Here is a 22,326-nt window from a genome sequence, read left to right on the forward strand (position 1 = left end):
GTGTCATCGCATGCCCCCTTGCCGCCGCTGGTGGAACCGGCCGCGGAGCTGACCCGGGAAGAGGTCGCCCGCTACAGCCGTCACCTGATCATTCCGGATCTCGGGGTGACGGGTCAGAAACGACTCAAGAACGCGCGCGTGCTGGTGATCGGCGCGGGCGGGCTCGGTTCCCCCGCCTTGCTGTATCTGGCCGCCGCCGGTGTCGGCACCCTCGGCATCGTCGAGTTCGACGAGGTCGACGCCTCGAACCTGCAACGCCAGATCATTCACGGCGAATCCGATATCGGCCGTTCCAAGGCCGACAGCGCCCGCGATTCGATTCTGGAGATCAATTCCGGAATCAATGTGGAGCTGCACAAGATTCGCCTCGAACCCGACAATGCGGTCGAACTCTTCGGTCGATACGACTTGATCGTCGACGGCACCGACAACTTCGCCACCCGCTATCTGGTCAACGATGCCGCCGTGCTCGCGGGCAAGCCGTACGTGTGGGGCTCCATCTACCGCTTCGAGGGCCAGGTCTCGGTCTTCTGGGAGGACGCCCCGGACGGCCGCGGCATCAACTACCGCGACCTGTACCCGGAGGCCCCGCCGCCGGGCATGGTCCCGTCCTGCGCCGAGGGCGGTGTGCTGGGCGTGCTGTGCGCCTCCATCGGTTCGGTGATGGTGACCGAGGCGATCAAGCTGATCACCGGCATCGGCGAGACGCTGCTGGGCCGTCTGATGGTCTACGACGCACTGGACATGAACTACCGCACCATCAAGCTGCGCCGCGATCCCGAGCGGCAGCCGATCACCGAGCTCATCGATTACGAAGCCTTCTGCGGCGTGGTGTCCGAGGAGGGCCAGGCGGCCGCGATCGGTTCCACCCTGACCGCGCGCGAGCTGCACGAAATGCTGGAGGCCGGTAAGGATCTGGCGGTCATCGATGTGCGCGAGCCCGTGGAATGGGAGATCGTCAAGATCGAGGGCGCGACCCTGATCCCCAAGGACCGCATTCTCTCCGGTGAAGTGCTCTCGGAACTGCCGCAGAACAAGCCGATCGTGCTCTATTGCAAGACCGGTATCCGTTCCGCGGAGGCCCTCGCCGCGCTGAAGAACGCGGGCTTCTCCGACGCCACCCACCTGCAAGGCGGAATCGTGGCCTGGGCCAACCAGGTCGATACGAGCCTGCCGGTTTATTGACCCGGCGGGACAACCGATTTCGTGAGAATCGGGGTAACTCACCGGGGATGTCCGAAATTCGGGCACGACACGCGGCGTGACGCGCCGTATAACAGTTGACGGCGCGCGGTCTGGCCTTAAGTCCCGGAGAGGCGGGAGAGCGGTAGGTTACGGCCGTGACCCTTACTACTGTGGAACCTCCGGAGCACGTGCGTGCGACCTTCGGGTTGCGCGAAGTCGCGCCGGTTCCATTGGGGAACTGGGACGGCGGCTGGAAGTGCGGGGATGTCGTATTGAGCCCCGTGACCGATCACGCGCGCGCCGCGTGGTCGGCCAAGGTGCGCGAGACCTTGAAGGTGGACGGCATCCGGCTGGCGCGGCCGGTGCGCGCCACCGACGGCCGGTACGTCGTATCCGGTTGGCGTGCGGACACTTACCTCGAAGGCGTGCCGGAGCCCCGGCACGACGAGGTGGTTTCGGTATCGCTGCGACTGCATCAGATGACGGCCGCGCTGGAGCGCCCGCGTTTCCTGATGCAGCAGCCGGTCGCTCCGTGGGTGGATGTGGATGTGTTCGTCGCCGCGGATCGCGCCGCCTGGGAGGCCGTGCCGCTGCGCAGCCTGAAGGTCGGCGGCATGCTGCCCTCCACTTCACCCGACGGCGATCGCAGCCTGACCCTGATCACCCAGCTGTCCACCCTGCGTAAACCGGTGACCTCGCCCGCGCAGCTGGTGCACGGCGATCTGTTCGGAACAGTGCTCTTCTCCGGCAATTTCGCGCCTGGCCTGACCGATATCACCCCCTACTGGCGTCCGGTTCCGTGGGCGGCGGCGGTGATCGTGGTCGATGCGCTCTCCTGGGGCGGTGCCGACGACGGTCTGCTCGAGCGCTGGGTCTCACTGCCCGAATGGCCGCAGATGCTGGTGCGCGCGGTCATGTTCCGGCTCGCGGTGCATGCCCTGCATCCGCGCTCCACCCCCGAAGCCTTCCCCGGATTGGCGCGCACCGCGGACATGATCCGCCTGATGCTCTGAGCGAGAACAACTCTCGGTGATCAACCCCCTGCAACCCCGAAAAAAACTGCCGCGCCGAGCATTTCGCTCGGCGCGACAGTCGTTTTCACCCGGTCACACGTTCGCGTGGGCGAGGGACGGCGCCCGCCCGATCGCGAAGGACGACCGCAGGTAGAACCACCAGGTAATGCCCGCCATGGCGAGATAGATTGCGGCATAAGCCCAGAACGCCGGGTTCATGCTGTGGTAGTGCACGTTCGACAGGCGCAGCGCCTGCTGTACCACCCAGCCGCCGGAGGCGCCGACCGCGCCGATGACGCCGATGGCCGCACCCGCCTGCCGCTTGGCCGAGGCCATGGCCTCGGTGACGTCCTGCCCGTGCTCGGAAGCGTAGCGCCGGGCCTCGGCACCGAAGATGGACGGGATCATGCGGTAGGTGGATCCGTTGCCGACGCCGGTGAAGACGAACAGCAGCAGGAAGGCCGCGAGGTAGAGCGGGAAGCTCTTGGCCGCCAGGCCGACCATGATCAGCAGGGTCGAGATCGACATGCCGCCGAAGACGTACACGGTGATCTTCGCGCCGGTCATCTTGTCCGCGATCCAGCCGCCGAACGGCCGGCTCATGGAGCCCACCAGCGCGCCGAGGAAGGCGAGGTTGCCGATGGTGCTCATCCAGCCGATCTTGGCCAGCTCCGGGAAGTTGGCCTTGAGCAGCGTCGGGAAGGCGAAGGAGAAGCCGATGAAGGAGCCGAAGGTGCCGATGTAGAGCACCGACATCACCCAGGTGTGGCGGTTGGTGAGCGCCAGCTTGTAGGACTTGCCGTCGGCCTTGGAGCCCTCGATCGAGTCCATGTACCGCAGCGCGCCGAACATGGCGACCAGGATGAACGGAATCCACACCAGCACCGAGAGGGTGATGCCGAAGCGATAGCCCGCGGCGTCCTTGGCCATGATGTGCGTGCCGAGGGTGATGATCAGCGGCACCAGCAGCTGGGTCTGGGCCACGCCGAGGTTACCGCCGGCGGCGTTGATGCCCAGGGCCGCACCCTTTTTCCCCTCGGGGAAGAAGAAGTTGATATTGGCCATCGACGAGGAGAAGTTACCGCCGCCGACACCGGCGATGGCGGCCAGCAGCACGAACACCCACATGGGCGTGCCGGGCTGATTGATGAAGTAGATGATGCCCAGTGCGGGCACCAGCAGCATGGCGGCGCTGAACGCGCTGAACGCCCGGCCGCCGAATTTGGGAATGGCGAAGGTGTAGGGAATGCGCAGTGCCGCGCCGACCAGGGTGGGGGTGGAGGTGAGGATCAGGGCATTGCTGACGGCGGTCGGATTGCCTTTGCCGAGACCGGCGAGGAAGTCGAATCCGGCTGCGCCCATGGCGGTTACGATGCTGCCCCAGATAACCCAGATGCTGAATCCGAGATTCTCTGCGAATACCGAGAAGATCAGGTTTTTGCGGGCGGTTTGTTTACCCCCGTTTTCCCAGAATTCAGCGTTGTCCGGCTCCCAAGTCTTGAGCCAGCGGCCCCGTTTCTGGTAGGTGAAGCTGCTTATTTCCGGCGCGGCGGTGGTTGCCATGGGCGCGTTCCTCTCGAGATGACGACCGCCCCTCATCGTGAGCCCCGGGCTGAAATGTATTGCCCGGGAGTGTCCCTGCGGTCGCGATCTACCGTACGAAGGCGTCGTTACGCCGACGTCGCTTTCGGTGACGACCGGGGTAATTCCGGCTCACCTCTCGGCGTTTCGCACGGTGACCTCTCGGTTACCTGGAATTCTTATCGTGCGTCCGGGTATTCGGCAATTAGTGAACCAAGGAAACAATTTGCCGCCCGCGCCGCCCGCTCGGCGTCGCCGTCCACCACCGCTCGCACCAACTCGGCGTGCTCGGCGTGGTACGCCTCGCCCTATTTCTCGCTGCGGGAACGGATCCCGGCCTCGATGACCGGCAGCAGCGAGTCGTAGAACTCGAGGTATACCGCATTGTGGCTGGCGACCACGATGGCTCGATGCAACTGCACATCGGCGTCGATGGCGGCCTCGAAGTTGCTCTCCCAGCACCGCCGGCGTTCTTCCAGCAGCCGCTCCAGCTCGGCCACGTCGGCGTCGTCGCGGCGTTGTGCGGCGAGTGAGGCGGCGGTGGTGTCGAGGGCGCGGCGCAGTTCGAGGATGTCGCGCTGCTCGGCATCGGCGAAGTACTCGGTGAGCGCGCCGCCGAGGGTGGAGGTGGAGATGACGTAGGTCCCGGAGCCTTGTCTGCGCTCGACCATCCCCGCGTGGACGAGCGCCTGCACGGCCTCGCGGACGGTATTCCGACCGGTGCCGGTGAGCTCGGTGAGCTCCGGCTCGGTGGGGATACGGGAGCCGACGGGCCAACGGCCGGAACGGATTTCGGCACGAAGCTGCTCTGTCACCTGGGCGATGAGGCTCGTGCGCCGGACTGGTTGCACGTTTGACAGCGTACCGTGCCTCACATTCGTTGCATCACATCATCGGGTCATCCTATGATTTGTCGGTGACTGCGACCTTCGATGAGACCACCGCCACCGGGCGGAGCCTGCCCTTCGACCAACGCCATCCGGCCGAAGCGCATCGCAAGGTCCGCACCCGGCGCGGTCTCGTCGAAGGCCGCCTGCTGGTACTGGCCGCCATCCTGATGTCCGCGCTCACCCTGCGCATCGCCGTCACCGCGTTCACGCCCTTGGCATCCCGCATCGGCGACGACATCGGCTACGGCACCGCCGTCATCGGCGTCTTCGGCATGCTGCCGACGGCCATGTTCGCGGTCGCCGGCCTGCTCACCCCCATCATGACCCGGCGTTTCGGCCTGGAGAAGACCGCGCTCATCGCCATGGGCATGACCGCCGCGGGCTCGGCCGTGCGCGCCCTGGTCCCCGAGACCTGGGAACTGCTGGCCTTCTCCGCGCTCGCGCTGACCGGCATGGGCATCGGCAACGTGGTGATCCCGCCGCTGGTCAAGCGGTACTTCTCCGATCGCCTCGCGCTGCTGTCGGCCGTCTATATCGTCATGGTGCAGCTGGGCACGGTCGTCCCGGCGCTGATCACGGTGCCGGTCGCGGACGCGCACGGCTGGCGGGTCTCGCTCGGCATGTGGGCGCTGCTGGCGGTGCTGGCCGCGCTGCCGTGGATCGGCGTGCTGCGGGTCCGGCGCGAGGCCGCCCGTGCGGACAGCACCGAAATGCCCGCGGACACAGCCGAATCCATCGGCAAGGTGTGGAAGTCGCCGCTGGCCTGGGGCATGGCGTTGATGTTCGGCATGACCTCACTGACCACCTACTCCATGTTCACCTGGATGCCCACCATCTTCAGCGATGCCGGGGCCGGCGCCTCCTTCGGCGGCAGTATGGTCGGCATCTTCGCGCTGGTCGGCCTGGTGGCCGCCCTGTCCGCGCCGATCGTGGTGGGCCGCATGGCCAATCCCTTCCCCGTCGTGATCGGTTGCGCCGTCTTCTTCTTCATCGGCTTCGCGGGCCTGCTGATCGCGCCGATGAGCGCGCCGCTGCTGTGGGTGATCGCATTGGGCCTGGGTCCCTCGACCTTCCCCATGGCCCTCACCTTGATCAACCTGCGCACCCGGACCGCCGCCGGTTCTGCCGCGCTGTCCGGCTTCACGCAGGGCGTCGGCTACGCCGTGGCATGCATCGGTCCCGTGCTGTTCGGGGCGTTGCATTCGATGACCGGTGGCTGGTTGCTGCCCTTCGCCTTCCTCACCCTGGCCGTCTTGGTTCTGGTCGGCGGCGCCTGGCTGGCGTGCAAGCCGCGCATGCTCGAGGACACCTGGAACTGATTTCACGCTTCGAGTTGCCGACCCGTGAGGTTTCGCCCATGCTTTGTGGCAGGGCTCTCACCTCACGGGTCGTTTTCGCGTTTTCAGGCGTTTCGTGACGCGCGGAAACGCTTGTGTCACATGGGCGAAACATAAGCCCACTTCTCACGCTCTATCCCGGGGAATCGTGAGCAACCGTTGATTTAACGGTCATTTCGCGCAGCATCGGCGCAATACCGGTTTCCTACCTTTGGGTCATCCAGATTTCAGGAGGGCCCCCTTGTTGACGACGCTCAAGCGCAAGCACGACATCGAGCACTGGGATGCGGAAGATGTCGAGGCTTGGGAAGCCGGTGGTAAGGACATCGCCCGCCGGAATCTGATCTGGTCGGTCTTCGCCGAGCACATCGGATTCTCGGTGTGGTCCATCTGGTCGGTCATGGTGCTGTTCATGCCGACCGATCAGTTCGGCATCGATACCGCCGGGAAGTTCTTCCTGGGCGCGGTGCCCACCCTGGTCGGCGGGTTCATGCGAATCCCGTACACCGTCGCCACCGCCAAGTTCGGCGGCCGCAACTGGACCATCTTCAGCGCGCTGGCGCTGCTGGTGCCGGTGCTGCTGACCCTGTACTTCATCAACCAGCCGGGGACCTCGTTCACGACGTTCCTGATCGTGGCGGCCTTCGCGGGCCTGGGCGGCGGCAACTTCTCGTCGTCGATGTCGAACATCAACGTCTTCTACCCGCAGCGCCTGAAGGGCTGGGCGCTGGGCATGAACGCGGGCGGCGGCAATATCGGCGTGCCGGTGGTGCAGCTGATCGGCCTCGCGGTGATCGCGACGCTGGGCAACGCCTACGGCAATGCCTCGGTGATCTGCCTGATCTACCTGGCCCTGGTCATCGTGGCGGCCATGGGCGCGGCGATGTACATGGACAACGTCAAGAACCAGAAGGCCGACCTGTCCTACATGCTGAAGGCGCTCAAGGTGCCGCAGTCGTGGGCCATCGCCTTCCTCTACATCGGCACCTTCGGTTCCTTCATCGGCTACAGCTTCGCCTTCGGTCAGGTCTTGCAGATCAGCTTCAAGGCCGGCGGCGAGACCCCCGCGCAGGCCGCGCTGCACGCCGCGCAGATCGCCTTCATCGGGCCGCTGCTCGGTTCGCTCGCCCGCCCCTACGGCGGCAAGTGGGCCGACAAGATCGGCGGCAGCCGGGTCACCCTCTACACCTTCGGCGCGATGACCGCGGCCGCGATCGTGGTGGCGGTGGCCTCCACCATCGGTGACGGGACCGGCAGCCCCAAGGGCGCGGTGCTGGGCGCCATGATCATCGGTTTCACCGCGCTCTTCGTCATCTCGGGTTTCGGCAACGGGGCCGTCACCAAGATCATCCCTTCCGTGTTCGCGGCGAAATCCCGCTCGGTGCCCGGTGATTCGGCCACTCGCGCGGCCTGGGCCCAGAACACCTCCGGTGCGCTCATCGGCTTCGTCGGCGCCATCGGCGCGCTCGGCGGCGTCGGCATCAACCTGATGCTGCGCACCTCCTACGCCTCCACCAAATCCGCCACCACCGCGTTCTGGGTGTTCATGGCCTTCTACGTGGTGTGCGCGGTGGTCTGCTGGACGGTCTTCATGCGCCGTCCGAGTGTCCGCTCGCTGGCCTCCGACTCCGACGTCGTCGTCGAGGCCGAGGCCCTGGTGCTGGAGGCCGAATCCGGCGCCTCCGCCACCGACTCCACGTCCACCTCCACGCGAGCCTGACTCGACCAACCGCGAAAGGGACTGTCATGACCCAGAGCATCGAACGCAAGACAGCCATCGTCGTCGGCCACGGCATGGTCGGGCACCGTTTCGTGGAGGCCCTGCGCTCCCGTGACGAGGCCGGCGCCTGGCAGATCATCGTGCTCAGCGAGGAGAAGCTGGCCGCCTACGACCGCGTCGGGCTCTCGTCCTACGTCGGCACCTGGGAGACCTCCGCGCTCGCCCTGCCGGGCAACGAGTACGAGGGCGACGACCTGGTCGAGGTGCGCCTCGGTGTGAAGGCCGACAGCATCGACAAGGCCGCCCGCAAGGTCACCACCTCCACCGGCGACGTGATCGGTTACGACGCACTGGTTCTCGCCACCGGCTCCTACGCCTGGGTGCCGCCGGTGCCGGGCCACGACAGCGAAGGCTGCTACGTCTACCGCACCCTGGAAGACCTGGACGGCATCCGCGCGGCGGCCGAGGCGGCCGGTCCGGGCGCGGTCGGCCTGGTGGTCGGCGGCGGTCTGCTCGGCCTGGAGGCGGCCAACGCGCTGCGCCTGCTGGGCATGACCCCGCACGTCGTCGAATTCAACAACTGGCTGATGCCCGCCCAGGTCGACGAGGGCGGCGGCGCGATCCTGCACCAGCTGGTCTCCGGGCTGGGGCTGGAGATCCACACCGGCGTCGGCACCTCCTCCATCGAGGCCGATGCGGAGGCCGCGGCCGCCGAACGACTCAAGGTGACCTTCTCCGACGAGACCGAATTGCGCGCGGCCCTGGTGGTTTTCGCGGCCGGTGTGCGACCGCGCGACGAGATCGCCAAGTCCGCCGGCCTGGAGGTCGGCCCGCGCGGTGGCGTCATCACCGACCTGGGGCTGCGGACCTCCGACCCGAACATCTACGCCATCGGTGAGGTCGCCGCGGTCGAGGGTGTCTGCTACGGCCTGGTGGCTCCCGGTTACAGCACCGCCGAAGTGGTGGCGGACCGGCTGCTCGGCGGCGCGGGCGAGTTCCCGGGCGCCGATATGTCCACCAAGCTGAAGCTGCTCGGGGTGGACGTGGCCAGCTTCGGTGACGCGCACGCCAAGACCGAGGGCGCGCTCTCGGTGGTGCTGCACGACGCCGCCAAGGGCACCTACGCCAAACTCGTCGTCTCCGACGATGCCAAGACCCTGCTCGGCGGCATCCTGGTCGGCGACGCCTCGCAGTACTCGGCGCTGCGTCCGCTGGTCGGCCGCCCGCTGCCCGCCGACCCGGCCGCGCTGATCTCCCCGGCCGGTGCGGAACTGGGTGCCGACGCGCTGCCCGACGACGCCCAGATCTGCTCCTGCAACAACGTCTCCAAGGGTTCGATCTGCGGGGCCATCGCGGACGGGGCTTGCGATGTGCCGGCCATCAAGAGCTGCACCAATGCCGGAACCTCTTGCGGCGGTTGCGTTCCCATGCTCAAGAAGCTCCTGGAGCAGTCGGGCGTGGCGGTCTCCAAGTCGCTCTGCGAGCACTTCTCGCAGTCGCGCGCCGAACTGTTCCACATCGTGCAGTCCACCGGCATCCGCAAGTTCTCGGAGCTGATCGCCAAGCACGGCAAGGGCTCCGGCTGCGATATCTGCAAGCCGACCGTGGCCTCGATTCTGGCCTCCACCTCGAGCGATCACATCCTCGACGGCGAGCAGGCGGCGTTGCAGGACACCAACGATCACTTCCTGGCCAACCTCCAGAAGAACGGCACCTACTCGGTGGTGCCGCGCATGCCCGGCGGCGAGGTCACCGCGGAGCAGCTCATCACCATCGGTGAGGTGGCCAAGGAGTTCGACCTGTACGTGAAGGTCACCGGTGGTCAGCGCATCGACCTGTTCGGCGCGCGCGTCGAGCAGCTGCCGGCCATCTGGAAGCGCCTGGTCGACGTGGGCATGGAATCCGGGCACGCGTACGGCAAATCGCTGCGCACGGTGAAGTCCTGCGTCGGCTCCACCTGGTGCCGTTACGGCCAGCAGGACTCGGTCGGCATGGCGGTGCTGCTCGAAAAGCGTTACCGCGGTTTGCGTTCCCCGCACAAGCTGAAGCTGGCCGTCTCCGGATGCGCCCGCGAATGCGCCGAGGCGCGCGGTAAGGACGTCGGCGTCATCGCCACCGAGCACGGCTGGAACCTGTACGTCGGCGGCAACGGCGGTCTGACCCCGAAGCACGCGGTGCTGCTCGCCGGTGAGCTCGACGACGAGACGCTGATCAAGTACATCGACCGCTACCTGATGTTCTACATCCGCACCGCCGACCGCTTGCAGCGCACCGCGCCGTGGCAGGAGGCGCTCGAGGGTGGCATGGACTACCTGAAGGCCGTGGTCTGCGACGACAGCCTGGGTATCGCCGACGAGCTGGAGGCGGCCATGGCCAAGCACGTCGACGGCTACAAGGACGAATGGGCCGCCGTGCTCGAGGACGAGGGCAAGCTGTCGCGCTTCGTTTCCTTCGTGAACGCGCCCGAAGAGTCGGACCCGACCATCTCGTTCGACGAGAGCGGCGAGCGCAAGGTGCCCGTACTGCTCGGAATTCCGGACATTCCGGTCGGTGTGGCGGAAACCGCAGCCGCCGCCACTCAGGGGAAATGACCGCTTAACCGCCTGGAAACAGGACGTCGGTACCAATAGTTAAGGCGTTCGGAGGAGAGTTACCGATGACCGTGATCGACACACCCAGCACTGCTACCGCATCCATCGCGGGTTGGACCCAGGCATGCAGACTGGATTACCTGATTCCCGGCCGCGGCGTGGCGGTTCTGTTGAAGGGTGGCCGGCAGGCCGCCCTGTTCCTGAGCACCGACGGAAACCTGTACGCCGTCGGCAATATCGATCCGTTCGGCCGGGCCGCGGTGATGTCGCGCGGCATCGTGGGCGATCGCTCCGGTGAACCGGTGGTGGCCTCGCCGCTGCTCAAGCAGGCTTTCTCGCTGATCGACGGCCGCTGCCTGGATGACGACACGGCCTCGCTGCCGGTCTACGCGGTGCGCGTGTCGGATGGTGTGGTCGGAGTGTCGAACGAGCCCATCGCGCTGGACGGTGGGGCATGACGGAGACCGACCCTGGAACCCCGCTGGCCGGCTTCACCGTCGGCATCACCGCCGCCCGCCGGGCCGACGAGCTCGGCACGCTGCTCACCCGGCGCGGCGCGAATATCGTCACCGCACCGGCCATCCGGATCATTCCGCTGGCCGACGACACCGAGCTGGAGCGGGTGACCCGCCAGCTGGTGGACGAACCCGCGCAGATCACCGTCGCCACCACCGGCATCGGCTTCCGCGGCTGGATGGAGGCCGCCGAAGGCTGGGGCCTGGCCGAGGACCTGCGCAACACGCTCGGCGAACACCGCATGCTGGCCCGCGGCCCGAAGGCCAAGGGCGCCATTCGCGCCGCCGAACTCCGCGAGGAGTGGTCACCCGCCTCCGAATCCTCCGCCGAGGTTCTCGATCACCTGCTGGCTCAGGGCGTCGAAGGCGTGCGGATCGCGGTGCAGCTGCACGGGGCCACCACCGAATGGGAGCCGGTCCCGGACTTCTGCGAGGTATTGCGTTGTGCCGGTGCGGATGTCGTGCCGGTCCCGGTCTACCGGTGGATTCCGCCCGAGGACCGCACCCCGATGGATCGCCTCATCGAGGGCATTGTCACCGCGGGCCTGGACTGCGTGACCTTCACCAGCGCCCCCGCCGTGGCCTCACTGCTCATGCGCGCCAAGGAAACCGGTCTGCTCGAGGCCGTCCTGCACGCCCTGCGCACCCGCGTCCTGCCCGCCTGCGTCGGACCCATCACCGCCGCACCGCTGGAAGAACTCGGCGTCCCCTGCTCCATGCCCGGCCGCGCCCGCCTCGGCGCGCTGGCCCGCCACGTCGCCGAGGAACTGCCCCGGCGCGCCAACCGCATCCAGGCCGCCGGCCACATCCTGAGCGTCCGCGGCGGCTGCGTGGTGGTCGACGGCCAGGTTCGCCAATTGGCCCCCGCCCCAATGGCTTTGATGCGCTCCCTGGCGCGCCAGCCCGGCCGGGTGGTCTCCCGCGAAGACCTGCTCTCCGCCCTCCCCGGCGGCGGTGACGACACCCACGCCGTGGAGACCGCCATCGCCCGCCTGCGCGCCGGCCTCGGCTCTCCCAAAGCCATCCAAACCGTCGTCAAACGCGGCTATCGCCTCGCCCTCGACCCGGCCGAATGCGCCGACGACAACCGCTCCGACCCGCCGCACCTGACCGCACCCCACCCGGCCGGGCAGCCCGGATCGAACCTCAACGCCCGCAACGCTTTCCCGGGCCGTACCCCCGGTCTGGGCAACCGTCCCGACTACACCCGGTCGCAATCCACCCAGCGCCCCGATCGTCCGCTGAACGGCGCCGCGCGCCCGGCGGCCGTACCGTCCGCGGGATCGACGCATCCGACGAGCGTGGCCCGTCCGGGCGCATCGTCGCCCGCCGCCCGCCGCCCCTCATCCGAGGGCCTGCCCGGACGCCCCGCGAGCACCGGCCTCCCGGCCACGCCGGACATCGCACCCGGCACCGGACCGATTGCCTCCCAACCCCTCCCGGGTCGCCCCGCGGCCGCTCCGACCCCGGCATCCGCGGCCACCGATCCTGCTGTGGCGCATCCGGTAACGGGCGTCGACCCGGCCGCAGTGCGTGCCGCGCGTGGTAACGCCGCGGCCACGGGCCGCCCGTCGGCCGTCCCCGGCGCCGCCGCACCGCAGGGCATTCCGGGCGCGCCGGCCGGCACGCCTCACCACCCAGCACCGTCGGCCGCGGGAAGAGCTGCGGCCCAGCCGATTCCGCCACGCCCCCGGGGCGCGGGTTATCCGGCCCCGTCGTCGCCGGTCTCGGGTTCCGGAGTGCCGGTGCGCGGGATTCGCCGGGCTCCCATATCGGGGGCATGGTGAGCACCCCCGCCCTGGTGCTCGTCGCCCACGGGACCAGAAGCACCAAGGGCGTGCAGATGATCGCCGAGCTCGCCGAGGCCGTGGCCCGCGAGCTCGGCGCACCGTCTCCCGCGTTCGGTCCGAGCGCGGAGTTGACCGGTGCCGGTGCGGCTTTCGGGGCCGCATCGTCACCGTCGCGTGGGTTCGCCGCCGACGCGCCGCGCGTACGGACGGCCTTCGTGGATGTCCTCGGCCCCTCACCCGCCGAGGTGCTCCGCGACCTGGAAGGCGTTCCGGCCGTACTGGTTCCGGCCTTCCTCGCCTCCGGCTACCACGTCTACCAGGACGTCCCGCGGGAAGTGACGGCGAGCGAGCACGACGCCGTCGCGGTCACCCCCGCCATGGGCCCCGATCCGGCCCTGGCCGCCGTCATGCGGATGCGGCTGCGCAGCGCGGGCTGGCGCCCCGGCGACGCCGTCGTCTTCGCGGCAGCCGGATCCTCCGATGCCCGTGCACGCCACGATGTCCGGCGCGCCGCCGGCCTGCTGGCCGAGCAGATCGCGGCCCCCGTCCGGGTCGCCTACATCGCCACCGGCGAGCCACGAGTGCCCGAGGTAATCGCAGAACTGCGAGCCGCCGGCGCGAAACGAGTATTCGTCGCCTCATACCTGTTGGCGCACGGCCTCTTTCACGAGCGCCTGCACAACGCGGGCGCGGACGGCGTAGCCGAACCCATCGGCGTCCACCCGGCCGTAGTCCGGCTACTGGCCGACCGCTACTACGCCGCCGCCGGTACCCTGACCGCCGCACGCGTGGCTTGACCGCCGCACATGGTTTGACCGTCGCACATGGCTCGACGGCCCCGCGTGGCTCGACGGGCCTGCGTGGTTTGACCGTCGCGCGTGGTTGACGGCCCCGCGTGGCTCGACGGGCCTGCGTGGTTTGACCGTCGCGCGTGGTTGACGGCCCCGCGTGGCTTGACTGCGGCATGCGGCTTGACCGCCCCGCGCGTGGCTTGATCGCCGCGCTCAGGTCGACCGCGAATTCATTTGTCCCGGTGGCCCGCCCGTTCAGGGCGGGCCACCGTCTTATCTCCTTCTTGCCTCGAAGCGCGGTTCAGACCGGCCTGTCTCGGGCGTACCGGCTGCCAGCAGGTTTGCTGGGAGATCGCTATGGCGCTGCGGCGCATCCGAATTCGGTAGCGGGAACGGGATGAAACGAAACGCGGGAAACTACGATGACTTGGCGGTTGCACGATTACGTGCGACTCTCGGGAGAGACATTTCCATATTGATCGGGAGGATCCCATCTTGAAGAAATTCGCTGTCACCGCGGGCCTGTTCGCCGCTGTCGCCGCCGGTACTTTCGGTACCGCTTCGGCCGAGGACGGCATCATCGGCGCCGACCCGGCGAACGCTTGTGCCTTCTACGGCCTGACCGCCGAGCAGTGCCAGGAAGTCATGACCCACCCGGGCGTCGGCGCCTCCTTCCAGGGGCAGGCGTGGACCGGTTACACCGGGGTCATTCGCTGAAACGCGTGAATTTCACAATTCGATTCGGGCCGGTGCCGCTGGGCATCGGCCCGATTCGTGCCCGGTGATCTCCATCACGATTACTAGCGATTAGCTATCGCAATGCAACGTTTGCGGGCCTCATCATGCAACGTTCACGGCCGGATCAAGGTCCGATATCGGTGAGCCGAATCGGATTCCCGCTGGCCGGAACCGGCGCGCGGCCGCGGCGGGCCCGCGCGGCAGGATTTGCCCATGTCCGCCGAACATCCCGCCCGCCGAGCCGGTTTCGCCTCGCAGGCCGCCGTCCGCGCCCATCGTAAGGCCGACTGGCTGGCGCTCTTCGCCCCGGATGCGCGGGTCGAGGATCCCATCGGCAAGTCCCCGTACGACCCGGCGGGCGAGGGTCATTCGGGCCTCGAAGCCATTGCGGCGTTCTGGGACAGGGCCATCGCGCCCAGCGCCATCGAATTCCGCTGGGCCGATTCGTACGCCTGCGGCGCCGAGGTGGCATTCGTCGGCACCATTGTCAGCGCCCAGCCCGGCCGCGTCGTCGAAGTGGATCTGGTGGCCACCTATCGCGTGAACGAGCAGGGCCGGGTGACCGCATTGCGCGCATTCTGGGAACTGGAACGCGCCCGGGTGTCCGCCTCGTAAGGGTTCGAAACTACCCACTCCGCATCCCCTTTCAGCATTCCGGAGAATGTGAAAGGGGATCTTTTAGTTTTACTCGGCGCCCGGGGTTTGCAGGGCCGGGAACCAGATGTCGGTGAGCACCGTGGCCGCCTCCTCGGCGGACACGTCGATGGTGCCCTGCATGGCCCAGCGGGTGAAGAACCGCTCCAACTGGGCCACCAGCAGTTCGATCCGCAACCGCGCCTCCTGCTGCCGCCCCGCGGGCCAGCGCGACAGATACGAGGTCATCACATTCGGCAGCGAGGTGATGCCCTCCCGCGCCACCTCCCGGAACTCCGGTTCCAGCGTCGTCGCCTCGTCCCATGCGGGCAGCAGGTCCTTGTACTCCTGGAACCAGTCGATGGCCCGCCGCATCCAGGCCGCGAACTCCTCCCGCGAACCGGTGTCGAGCACATGGTCGAGGTCCTCGTAGAAGTGCTGGACGCTGGGCAGCGTCCCCTCGGCGGCGATGGCGCGCAATACATCCGGCTTCCCGGTGAAGTGCAGGTAGAAGGTGGCGCGGCTGCATCCGACGGCCGCGGCGATGTCGTCCACCCGGACCGGTGCGTAGCCCTGGATGGTGAACAGCCCCTTGGCCGCTTCGATGAGCCGGCTGCGGGTGAGCCGTTTCTGTTCATCGCGCAGCGACGTGCGGCGGGCGGTGGGATCGACGTCTGATATCCGGGTCACGCCACTGATGATAGACGCACGTTCACTCACTAGACACGCTGTCTAGCGAGTGCTAGCGTGTGTGCCACGTCACGTCCCGCAGGAGAGTCAATTGGATACACGTGAGTTGCCCCGGGTCGCCGTCATCGGCGCTGGTCCGTCGGGCATCACCGCCGCGAAAAGACTGGCCGAATACGGCATTCCGTTCGTCTGTTACGAAGCCTCGGACGAGGTGGGCGGCAATTGGTACTACAAGAACCCGAACGGTATGTCGGCCTGCTATCAGAGCCTGCACATCGACACCTCCAAGTACCGCTTGCAGTTCGAGGACTTCCCGGCCCCCGCGGAGTGGCCGGACTTCCCGCACCACTCGCAGCTGCATCAGTACTTCAAGGATTACGTCGATCATTTCGGCTTCCGGGACCGAATCCGGTTCAACACCAAGGTGATCGGCGCCGAGCGGGATGCCGACGGCAACTGGGCGGTCACCACCGACCAGGGCGATACCGAGATCTTCGACGCGCTGATCGTGGCCAACGGCCATCACTGGGACCCCCGCACCCCCGACTATCCGGGTGAATTCGACGGCGTCCTGCTGCACTCGCATGCCTACAACGACCCGTTCGACCCGATCGATATGCGCGGCAAGCGCATCGTCGTGGTGGGCATGGGCAATTCGGGCTTGGACGTCGCCTCGGAGCTGTCGCAGAAGTTCATCGCCGAGAAGCTGTGGGTCTCGGCTCGCCGCGGCGTCTGGGTGCTGCCCAAGTACGTGAACGGCAAAGTCGGTGACACGCAGGTGGTTCCGGCCTGGATGCCGCCGAAGGTGGCGCTCAAGCTCAAGCAGCGCTTCGTGGTCAAGAACCGCGGCCGCATGGAGGATTACGGCCTGCCCAAGCCGGATCATCTGCCGTTCGAGGCGCATCCGTCGGCGAGCGAGGAGTTCCTGCACCGGGTCGGCTGCGGCGATATCGATTTCAAGCCCGCCATCACCCGATTCGAGGGCCGCACCGTGCATTTCGCGGACGGCAGCACCGAAGAGGTCGATGTGGTGGTGTGCGCCACCGGGTATCACATCAGCTTCCCGTTCTTCACCGATCCGGCGCTGCGCCCGGACGAGGCGAACAAGCTCCCGCTGTGGCGGCAGATGGTCAAGCCGGGCATCGACAATCTCTTCTATCTCGGTCTGGCCCAGCCGATGCCGACGCTGGTGAACTTCGCCGAGCAGCAGTCCAAGCTGGTCGCCGCCTATCTGACCGGCAACTACCGGCTGCCCTCGGAGACCGAGATGACCGCCGCCGCGAAGCAGGCCGAGGCACTGCGCGCCGAGCGCTACTACAACTCGCCCCGGCACACCATTCAGATCGACTTCGACGTCTACGTCCGCGAGCTGAAGCAGGAACTGGCGGCCGGCGCCAAGCGCGCCGCCACCTACGGTCACGAGTTGCCGGTCAAGAGCCGCGCCGCGGTCAAGGTTTAGACGGGAGCGGGCAGATGAGCAATGTGGCTGGATTCTGCGGCGACGAATTCGCCGAGCTCCGAACCGTTTTCACCGAACAGGTGGAGTCCGGTGCGGAACTGGGCGCGTCGGTTTGCGTGGTGGTGGACGGCGAACCGGTGGTCGATCTGTGGGGTGGCTGGGCCGACCGGGAGCGGACGGTGCGCTGGAAGGCCGACACCCTGGTCAATACCTTCTCGATCACCAAGACCATGACGGCGCTGTGCGCGCTGCTGCTGGTCGAGCGCGGCGAGCTGGACCTGAATGCCGAGGTGGCCGCGTACTGGCCGGAGTTCGCGGCCAATGGCAAGGCGGATATCGAAGTGCGGCACCTGCTTTCGCACACTTCGGGGGTGTCCGGGTGGGAAGCGCCGATCGTGCTCGCCGATATCTACGACACCGAGGCCGCCGCCGCCCGGCTGGCGGCGCAGGCCCCGTGGTGGGAGCCGGGCACCGCGTCGGGCTACCACGCCATGAACTACGGGCATCTGATCGGCGAGCTGATCCGGCGCATCGACGGCCGGCCGCTGGGCCGGTTCTTCGCCGAGGAGCTGGCCGGGCCGCTCGGTGCCGACTTCCATATCGGCACGCCCGCAAGCGAATTCGATCGGATCGCCGCGCTGATCCCGCCGGAGCTGCCGGAGTTCGATCAGTCGCTGCTGCCGCAGGACAGCGTCATGTTCAAGACGCTGTTCCAGCCGCTGCTGGACTTCGCCGAGGTCGGCACCCCCGAATGGCAGGCCGCCGAGCTGGGCGGCATGGGCGGGCACGGCAATGCCCGTTCCATCGCCCGCGTGCAGTCGCTGATCAGCAATGGCGGCACGCTCGGCGGCCGGGAGTTGCTGTCGCCCAAGACCATCGACCGAATTTTCGAGCAGCAGATCGACGGCGTGGATCTGGCGATCATGCTGCCGCTGCGCTTCGGCATCGGTTACGGTCTGCCCCAGCAACAGACCGCTCCGCACGTTCCGGACGGCCGGGTGTGCTGGTGGGCCGGACTGGGCGGCGCCTTCGTGGTCAACGACCTGGACCACCGGGTCACCTTCGCCTACGCCATGAACCGCATGGCCCCCGGCCTGATCGGTTCCGAACGCGCCGACGCCTACCTGAAGGCGACGTTCGCGGCGGTCCACGGCAACTGAACGAGATTCGAGGACTTGACTCATGACCAATGCCGTTGACCTCCAGGCACTCGCGGCCCAAGTCGCCGGGAAGCTGACCGGGCCCGACGGGCCGTTCGAGATGACCGTCGAACAGGTGCTGGGCGCACCGCAGCCGGTGTTCCGCAAGCGCGCCGGTTCACTGCTGGAACTGCTGGAAGCCTCACGGGCGCTGGGTGATCGCGACTATCTGGTGTCCGAGCGCACCCGCTACACCTTCGCCGAGCACTACGCCGCCGCCGGCGCGCTGGCCGCCGCATTGGCGCAGCGGTACGGGGTCGGCAAGGGCGACCGGGTCGGCATCCTGGCCGCCAACAACCCCGAATGGGTGCTGACCTTCTGGGCGGCGCAGCGCCTGGGTGCCATCCCGGTCGGGTACAACGCCTGGTGGGCCCCGCGCGAAATCGCCTACGGCCTGGAGCATTCCGCGCCGAAGGTGGTGATCGCCGACGCCAAGCGCGCCGCCGCCGCGACCGCGACCGGCACCGATATCCCGGTGCTCACCATGGAGACCGACCTGCCCGCGCTGATCGCGGAATTCGCGGGTCAAACCCCGGCCGCCGAAGTGTCCGAGGACGATCCCGCGGTCATCCTCTATACCTCCGGCACCACCGGGCGGCCCAAGGGCGTGGTGCACACCCAGCGCAATATGGTGGCCGTCGCCGACTACCACCGCTTCATGGATGCCCTCGCCGCCGGATTCCGCGGTCTGGCCTGGGACGGCTCCCCGGCCGGCCGCCGCTATCTGGCCACCATGCCGCTGTTCCACATCGCGAGCCTGCACAACCTGTCGATCCCGCGCCTGACCACCGGCGACGCCGTGGTCTTCCCGACCTCCGGCGCCTTCGACGCCGAATCGCTGCTGCGACTGGTGGAGACCGAGCGGGTCACCAACTGGGCGGCGGTGCCGACGCTGGCCAATCGCATTCTGGGCGTGGACATCTCGAAGTTCGATCTGTCCTCGCTGACCGCGTTCTCGCTGAACTCCGCCCCGGCCTCCCCGGCGCTGGTGCAGCGGCTGCGCGAGCACTTCCCGGTCGCCCTCCAGGGCCTCACCACCAGTTACGGCTGCACCGAATCCGGTACCGCGGCGACCGTCGCGACCCCGCCGGAGCTGGCCGCCGACAACGAGACGGTGGGCCGCGCGGTGGTCGGCGTCGCGCTCGAGATCCGCGATCCCGAGGGCCGGACCGCGCCGGACGGCGAAGAGGGCGAGATCTGCATCCGCAGCCCGTACGTCATGCTCGGCTACTGGAACGACGAGGCCGCCACCAAGGCGTCCATCGACGAGAACCGCTGGCTGCGCACCGGCGACTACGGCACCCTGCGCGAAGGCAAGCTCTACATCTCCGGCCGCCGTTCGGACCTGGTGCTGCGCGGCGGCGAGAACGTCTATCCGCAGGAGATCGAGAACGCCCTGGACGAGCATCCGCAGGTGCTGGAATCGGCCGTGATCGGCATCCCGCACGAGGATCTCGGGCAGGAGGTGGCCGCCATCGTGGTGGTCGCCGATCCGGAGGCGATCACCGAGGACGAGCTGCGCGCTCACGTCGCCGACCGGCTGGCCTACTTCAAGGTGCCGGCGCGCTGGCTCATCACCGCTGATTCCCTGCCGCGCAACGCCACCGGCAAGGTACTGCGGCGCGAACTGACATTGGGGGAGTGAATCGCCATGTACGACACCATTATCAAGAACGGGCGCTGGTTCGACGGGACCGGTGCGCCCTCGGCCATCCGTAATCTCGGCATCAAGGACGGCCGGGTGGCGGCGGTGAGCGCCGAACCCCTGGACGAGACCGGTTGCGGGCGGGTCATCGACGCCGCCGATCGCTGGGTGCTGCCCGGCATGGTCGATATCCACACCCACTACGACGTGGAGGTGCTGCTCGACCCGACGCTGTCGGAATCGTTGCGGCACGGCGTCACCACCATCCTGCTCGGTTCCTGTTCGCTCTCCACCGTGCACGTCGGCGGGACCGCTGCCGGGGATCTTTTCGGGCGGGTGGAGGCCATCCCGCGGACGCACGTGGTCGAGGCGGTGGACCGGCTCAAGACCTGGAACAGCGCGCACAGCTATGTGACGGCGCTGGAGTCCCTGCCGCTGGGCGCGAATCTCGCCGCGTTCATCGGGCATTCGGATATCCGGGTCGCGCAGATGGGCCTGGAGCGGGCCACTCGGCCCGAGACCGAGCCGACCGAGGCCGAAGTGCGCGGCATGGAGCAGAAACTCACGGAGGCCCTGGACGCGGGTTTCGTCGGAATGTCCTCGCAGCAGCTGCTTTTCGACAAGCTGGACGGCGACACCTGCCGTTCGCGCACGCTGCCGTCCACCTACGCCACCACCAAGGAGCGCCGCCGGCTGAATCGCATTCTGCGAGATCGCAAGCGCGCCTTGCAGGGTGGTCCCGATGTCGCCCGGCCGCAGAGCCTGGTCGCCATGGCGGCCAGCACCCTGGGCTGGTTCCGGCCGCGGCTGAAGGTCAGCCTGCTCTCGGCCGCCGATATCAAGGCGATTCCCGGTGTGGCGTATATGTTCCCGCTGATTGCCAAGGTGCTGAACGGCCTCGGCGGCGACTTCCGCTGGCAGCATCTGCCGGTGCCGTTCGAGGTCTACTCGGACGGTATCGATCTGCCGGTGTTCGAGGAATTCGGTTCCGGCGCAGCGGCATTGCACCTGTCCAACCAATTGGAGAAGCGGCAGGCGCTGTTCGCCGATCAGGAGTACCGGCGCTGGTTCCGCAAGGATTACGAGAAGAAGTACGGGCCGCGGGTGTGGCATCGCGACTTCTTCGATGCCGAGATCACCGAATGCCCGGACAATGCCGTGATCGGCAAGACCTTCGGACAGGTGGGCGTGGAGCGCGGGGGACTGCATCCGGTGGATGCCTTCCTGGATCTGCTGGTCGAGCACGGCTCCAAGGTCCGCTGGCGCACCACCATCTCCAATCACCGGCCCGCGGTGCTGGACAAGCTGGCGGTGGATCCCGGTGTGCAACTGGGCTTCTCGGATGCCGGAGCGCATCTGCGCAATATGGCCTTCTACAACTTCGGGCTGCGGTTCCTGAAGCGGGTGCATCGCGCCCAGGAGGCCGGGCGGCCGTTCATGACGGTGGAGCACGCCATCCATCGCGTCACCGGTGAGCTGGCCGACTGGTACGACCTGGACGCCGGGCATCTGCGGGTCGGTGACCGCGCGGACGTCCTGATCGTGGATCCGGCCCGCCTGGACGACAGCCTCGAGGAGTATGCCGAGAACCCGGTCCCCGAATACAACGGCTTGTCGCGCATGGTGAATCGCAATGACGCCACCGTCACCGCGGTCCTGGTGAACGGCCGCTACGTCTTCGGTGAAGGCGAGCGCGCCGACATCCTCGGCACCGAACGGACCGGCGAGTTCCTGCGCGCCGGCCGGCACTGAACTCGGAGAGAACCTCATGACTGCACGTAGATTCGATGGCCGCACCGCGGTCGTCACCGGTGCGGCCTCCGGCATCGGCGCGGCCATCACGGCCGCGCTGATCGCCGAGGGCGCGAACGTGGTCGGACTCGATATCGACGAGCCCGGTCTCCGGAAGAAGGCCGCGGAACTGGGCGAAGCCTTCGTGCCCGTGGTCGCCGATGTCACCGCCGAGGATCAGATCGAAGCCGGAATCGGCGCGGCGGCGGCGCGTTTCGGCCGCCTGGATGCGGCGTTCAATGTGGCGGGCGGCTCCCGGATCGGCGCGATCACCGATCTCGCCGTGGAGGATTGGGATTTCACCGTCGATCTGGTCCAGAAGAGCGTCTTCCTCTGCACCAAGCACGAGGCCCGGCTGATGCGCGACAGCGGCGGCGGGGCCATCGTGAACATCTCGTCGCTGGACGGCCGCATCCCCATGCCCGGCGGCAGCGCGTACGCCACCGGCAAGGCGGGCGTGGTGATGTTCTCCAAGAACGCCGCCCTGGAATTGGCCCCGCACCGGATTCGCGTCAATGCGGTGCTGCCCGGCCTCGTCGACACGCCCTTGGTGGCGGCGATCATGGGCTACGATCCGGCCAAACAGATGTTCCTCGATCGGATCCCGCTCGGTGCGGCCGCGACCCCGGAGCAGGTGGCCGCGCCCTGTCTCTTCCTGGCCAGCGACGACGCCTCCTACATCACCGGGACCGAACTGGTGGTGGACGGCGGCTGGGAGGTCAGCAACTTCCCGAACTTGGCCGAGCTGGCCAGCTGAT

General features: G+C 67.7%; 16 protein-coding genes and 2 pseudogenes. 15 read left to right on the forward strand and 3 right to left on the reverse strand.

Annotated features, from left to right (window positions below; all coding sequences use genetic code 11):
- Positions 1-1,185 carry an adenylyltransferase/sulfurtransferase MoeZ gene (moeZ, locus tag NI1_RS10840; protein WP_067817548.1) on the forward strand — a complete coding sequence of 395 codons (1,185 nt, stop codon included), beginning with the start codon at positions 1-3 and terminating at the stop codon, positions 1,183-1,185.
- Positions 1,186-1,340: 155 nt separating this feature from the next.
- The gene (locus tag NI1_RS10845; protein ID WP_067817551.1) at positions 1,341-2,198 is read left to right on the forward strand and encodes a TIGR02569 family protein; all 858 of its coding nucleotides are present in this window, start codon (positions 1,341-1,343) and stop codon (positions 2,196-2,198) included.
- A 93-nt stretch (positions 2,199-2,291) separates the two neighbouring features.
- On the opposite strand, the gene NI1_RS10850 is transcribed toward NI1_RS10845, so the two are convergent.
- Positions 2,292-3,761 carry an MFS transporter gene (locus tag NI1_RS10850; protein ID WP_067817554.1) on the reverse strand — a complete coding sequence of 490 codons (1,470 nt, stop codon included), beginning with the start codon at positions 3,759-3,761 and terminating at the stop codon, positions 2,292-2,294.
- Between the two features lie 197 nt (positions 3,762-3,958).
- A pseudogene (locus NI1_RS10855) lies at positions 3,959-4,630 on the reverse strand (FadR/GntR family transcriptional regulator).
- A gap of 206 nt (positions 4,631-4,836) precedes the next feature.
- On the opposite strand from NI1_RS10855, the gene NI1_RS10860 reads away from it, so the two are divergent.
- From NI1_RS10860 to NI1_RS10895, 8 genes and pseudogenes are all read left to right on the forward strand, one after another.
- Complete coding sequence (locus NI1_RS10860; protein WP_067818217.1) at positions 4,837-5,988, forward strand: MFS transporter; 1,152 nt, start codon at positions 4,837-4,839, stop codon at positions 5,986-5,988.
- 259 nt (positions 5,989-6,247) lie between these two features.
- Positions 6,248-7,726 (forward strand): nitrate/nitrite transporter, encoded by a 1,479-nt coding sequence (locus NI1_RS10865; protein ID WP_169815559.1) that lies wholly within the window; start codon positions 6,248-6,250, stop codon positions 7,724-7,726.
- Between the two features lie 26 nt (positions 7,727-7,752).
- Positions 7,753-10,317, forward strand: coding sequence for a nitrite reductase large subunit NirB (nirB, locus tag NI1_RS10870; protein ID WP_067817560.1), 2,565 nt, complete (start codon positions 7,753-7,755; stop codon positions 10,315-10,317).
- 65 nt (positions 10,318-10,382) lie between these two features.
- Entirely contained in the window at positions 10,383-10,775 is a 393-nt protein-coding gene (gene nirD, locus NI1_RS10875) for a nitrite reductase small subunit NirD (protein ID WP_067817563.1), read from the forward strand.
- Positions 10,772-11,914, forward strand: a pseudogene (locus NI1_RS10880) (uroporphyrinogen-III synthase); the annotation flags it as partial. The gene nirD and the pseudogene NI1_RS10880, both read left to right, overlap by 4 nt.
- Positions 11,915-12,615: 701 nt before the next feature.
- Positions 12,616-13,419, forward strand: a complete 804-nt coding sequence (locus NI1_RS10885; protein ID WP_067818220.1) for a sirohydrochlorin chelatase — start codon at positions 12,616-12,618, stop codon at positions 13,417-13,419.
- 489 nt (positions 13,420-13,908) lie between these two features.
- Entirely contained in the window at positions 13,909-14,130 is a 222-nt protein-coding gene (locus tag NI1_RS10890) for a hypothetical protein (RefSeq protein ID WP_067817566.1), read from the forward strand.
- 234 nt (positions 14,131-14,364) lie between these two features.
- Complete coding sequence (locus NI1_RS10895) at positions 14,365-14,766, forward strand: nuclear transport factor 2 family protein (protein ID WP_067817569.1); 402 nt, start codon at positions 14,365-14,367, stop codon at positions 14,764-14,766.
- Positions 14,767-14,835: 69 nt separating this feature from the next.
- Here the strand turns inward: NI1_RS10895 and NI1_RS10900 are convergent, their stop codons facing one another.
- The gene (locus NI1_RS10900) at positions 14,836-15,474 is read right to left on the reverse strand and encodes a TetR/AcrR family transcriptional regulator (protein ID WP_157535041.1); all 639 of its coding nucleotides are present in this window, start codon (positions 15,472-15,474) and stop codon (positions 14,836-14,838) included.
- 91 nt (positions 15,475-15,565) lie between these two features.
- Between NI1_RS10900 and NI1_RS10905 the strand changes: the two genes are divergently transcribed.
- Genes NI1_RS10905 through NI1_RS10925 form a run of 5 tightly spaced genes read left to right on the forward strand, consistent with a single transcriptional unit; the run spans position 15,566 to position 22,325 of the window.
- Positions 15,566-16,933 (forward strand): flavin-containing monooxygenase, encoded by a 1,368-nt coding sequence (locus NI1_RS10905; protein WP_067817572.1) that lies wholly within the window; start codon positions 15,566-15,568, stop codon positions 16,931-16,933.
- Positions 16,934-16,947: 14 nt separating this feature from the next.
- Entirely contained in the window at positions 16,948-18,093 is a 1,146-nt protein-coding gene (locus NI1_RS10910) for a serine hydrolase domain-containing protein (protein ID WP_067817575.1), read from the forward strand.
- Between the two features lie 22 nt (positions 18,094-18,115).
- Entirely contained in the window at positions 18,116-19,777 is a 1,662-nt protein-coding gene (gene casG / locus NI1_RS10915) for a steroid-24-oyl-CoA synthetase (protein ID WP_067817578.1), read from the forward strand.
- Positions 19,778-19,783: 6 nt separating this feature from the next.
- On the forward strand, positions 19,784-21,529 hold the full coding sequence (locus NI1_RS10920) for an N-acyl-D-amino-acid deacylase family protein (RefSeq protein WP_067817581.1): 1,746 nt from the start codon (positions 19,784-19,786) through the stop codon (positions 21,527-21,529).
- Positions 21,530-21,545: 16 nt separating this feature from the next.
- Positions 21,546-22,325 (forward strand): SDR family NAD(P)-dependent oxidoreductase, encoded by a 780-nt coding sequence (locus NI1_RS10925; protein ID WP_067817584.1) that lies wholly within the window; start codon positions 21,546-21,548, stop codon positions 22,323-22,325.
- Position 22,326 lies beyond the last annotated feature (1 nt).

The sequence above is a fragment of the Nocardia inohanensis NBRC 100128 genome, assembly GCF_001612945.1.
Classification (GTDB): Bacteria; Actinomycetota; Actinomycetes; order Mycobacteriales; family Mycobacteriaceae; genus Nocardia; species Nocardia inohanensis.

Coding starts and splice junctions, on each gene's coding strand:
- NI1_RS10850 (WP_067817554.1), bottom strand. CDS start 3,761: ATGGCAACCACCGCCGCGCCGGAAATAAGCAGCTTCACCTACCAGAAA.
- casG (WP_067817578.1), top strand. CDS start 18,116: ATGACCAATGCCGTTGACCTCCAGGCACTCGCGGCCCAAGTCGCCGGG.
- NI1_RS10910 (WP_067817575.1), top strand. CDS start 16,948: ATGAGCAATGTGGCTGGATTCTGCGGCGACGAATTCGCCGAGCTCCGA.
- nirD (WP_067817563.1), top strand. CDS start 10,383: ATGACCGTGATCGACACACCCAGCACTGCTACCGCATCCATCGCGGGT.
- NI1_RS10920 (WP_067817581.1), top strand. CDS start 19,784: ATGTACGACACCATTATCAAGAACGGGCGCTGGTTCGACGGGACCGGT.
- nirB (WP_067817560.1), top strand. CDS start 7,753: ATGACCCAGAGCATCGAACGCAAGACAGCCATCGTCGTCGGCCACGGC.
- NI1_RS10860 (WP_067818217.1), top strand. CDS start 4,837: ATGTCCGCGCTCACCCTGCGCATCGCCGTCACCGCGTTCACGCCCTTG.
- NI1_RS10925 (WP_067817584.1), top strand. CDS start 21,546: ATGACTGCACGTAGATTCGATGGCCGCACCGCGGTCGTCACCGGTGCG.
- NI1_RS10895 (WP_067817569.1), top strand. CDS start 14,365: ATGTCCGCCGAACATCCCGCCCGCCGAGCCGGTTTCGCCTCGCAGGCC.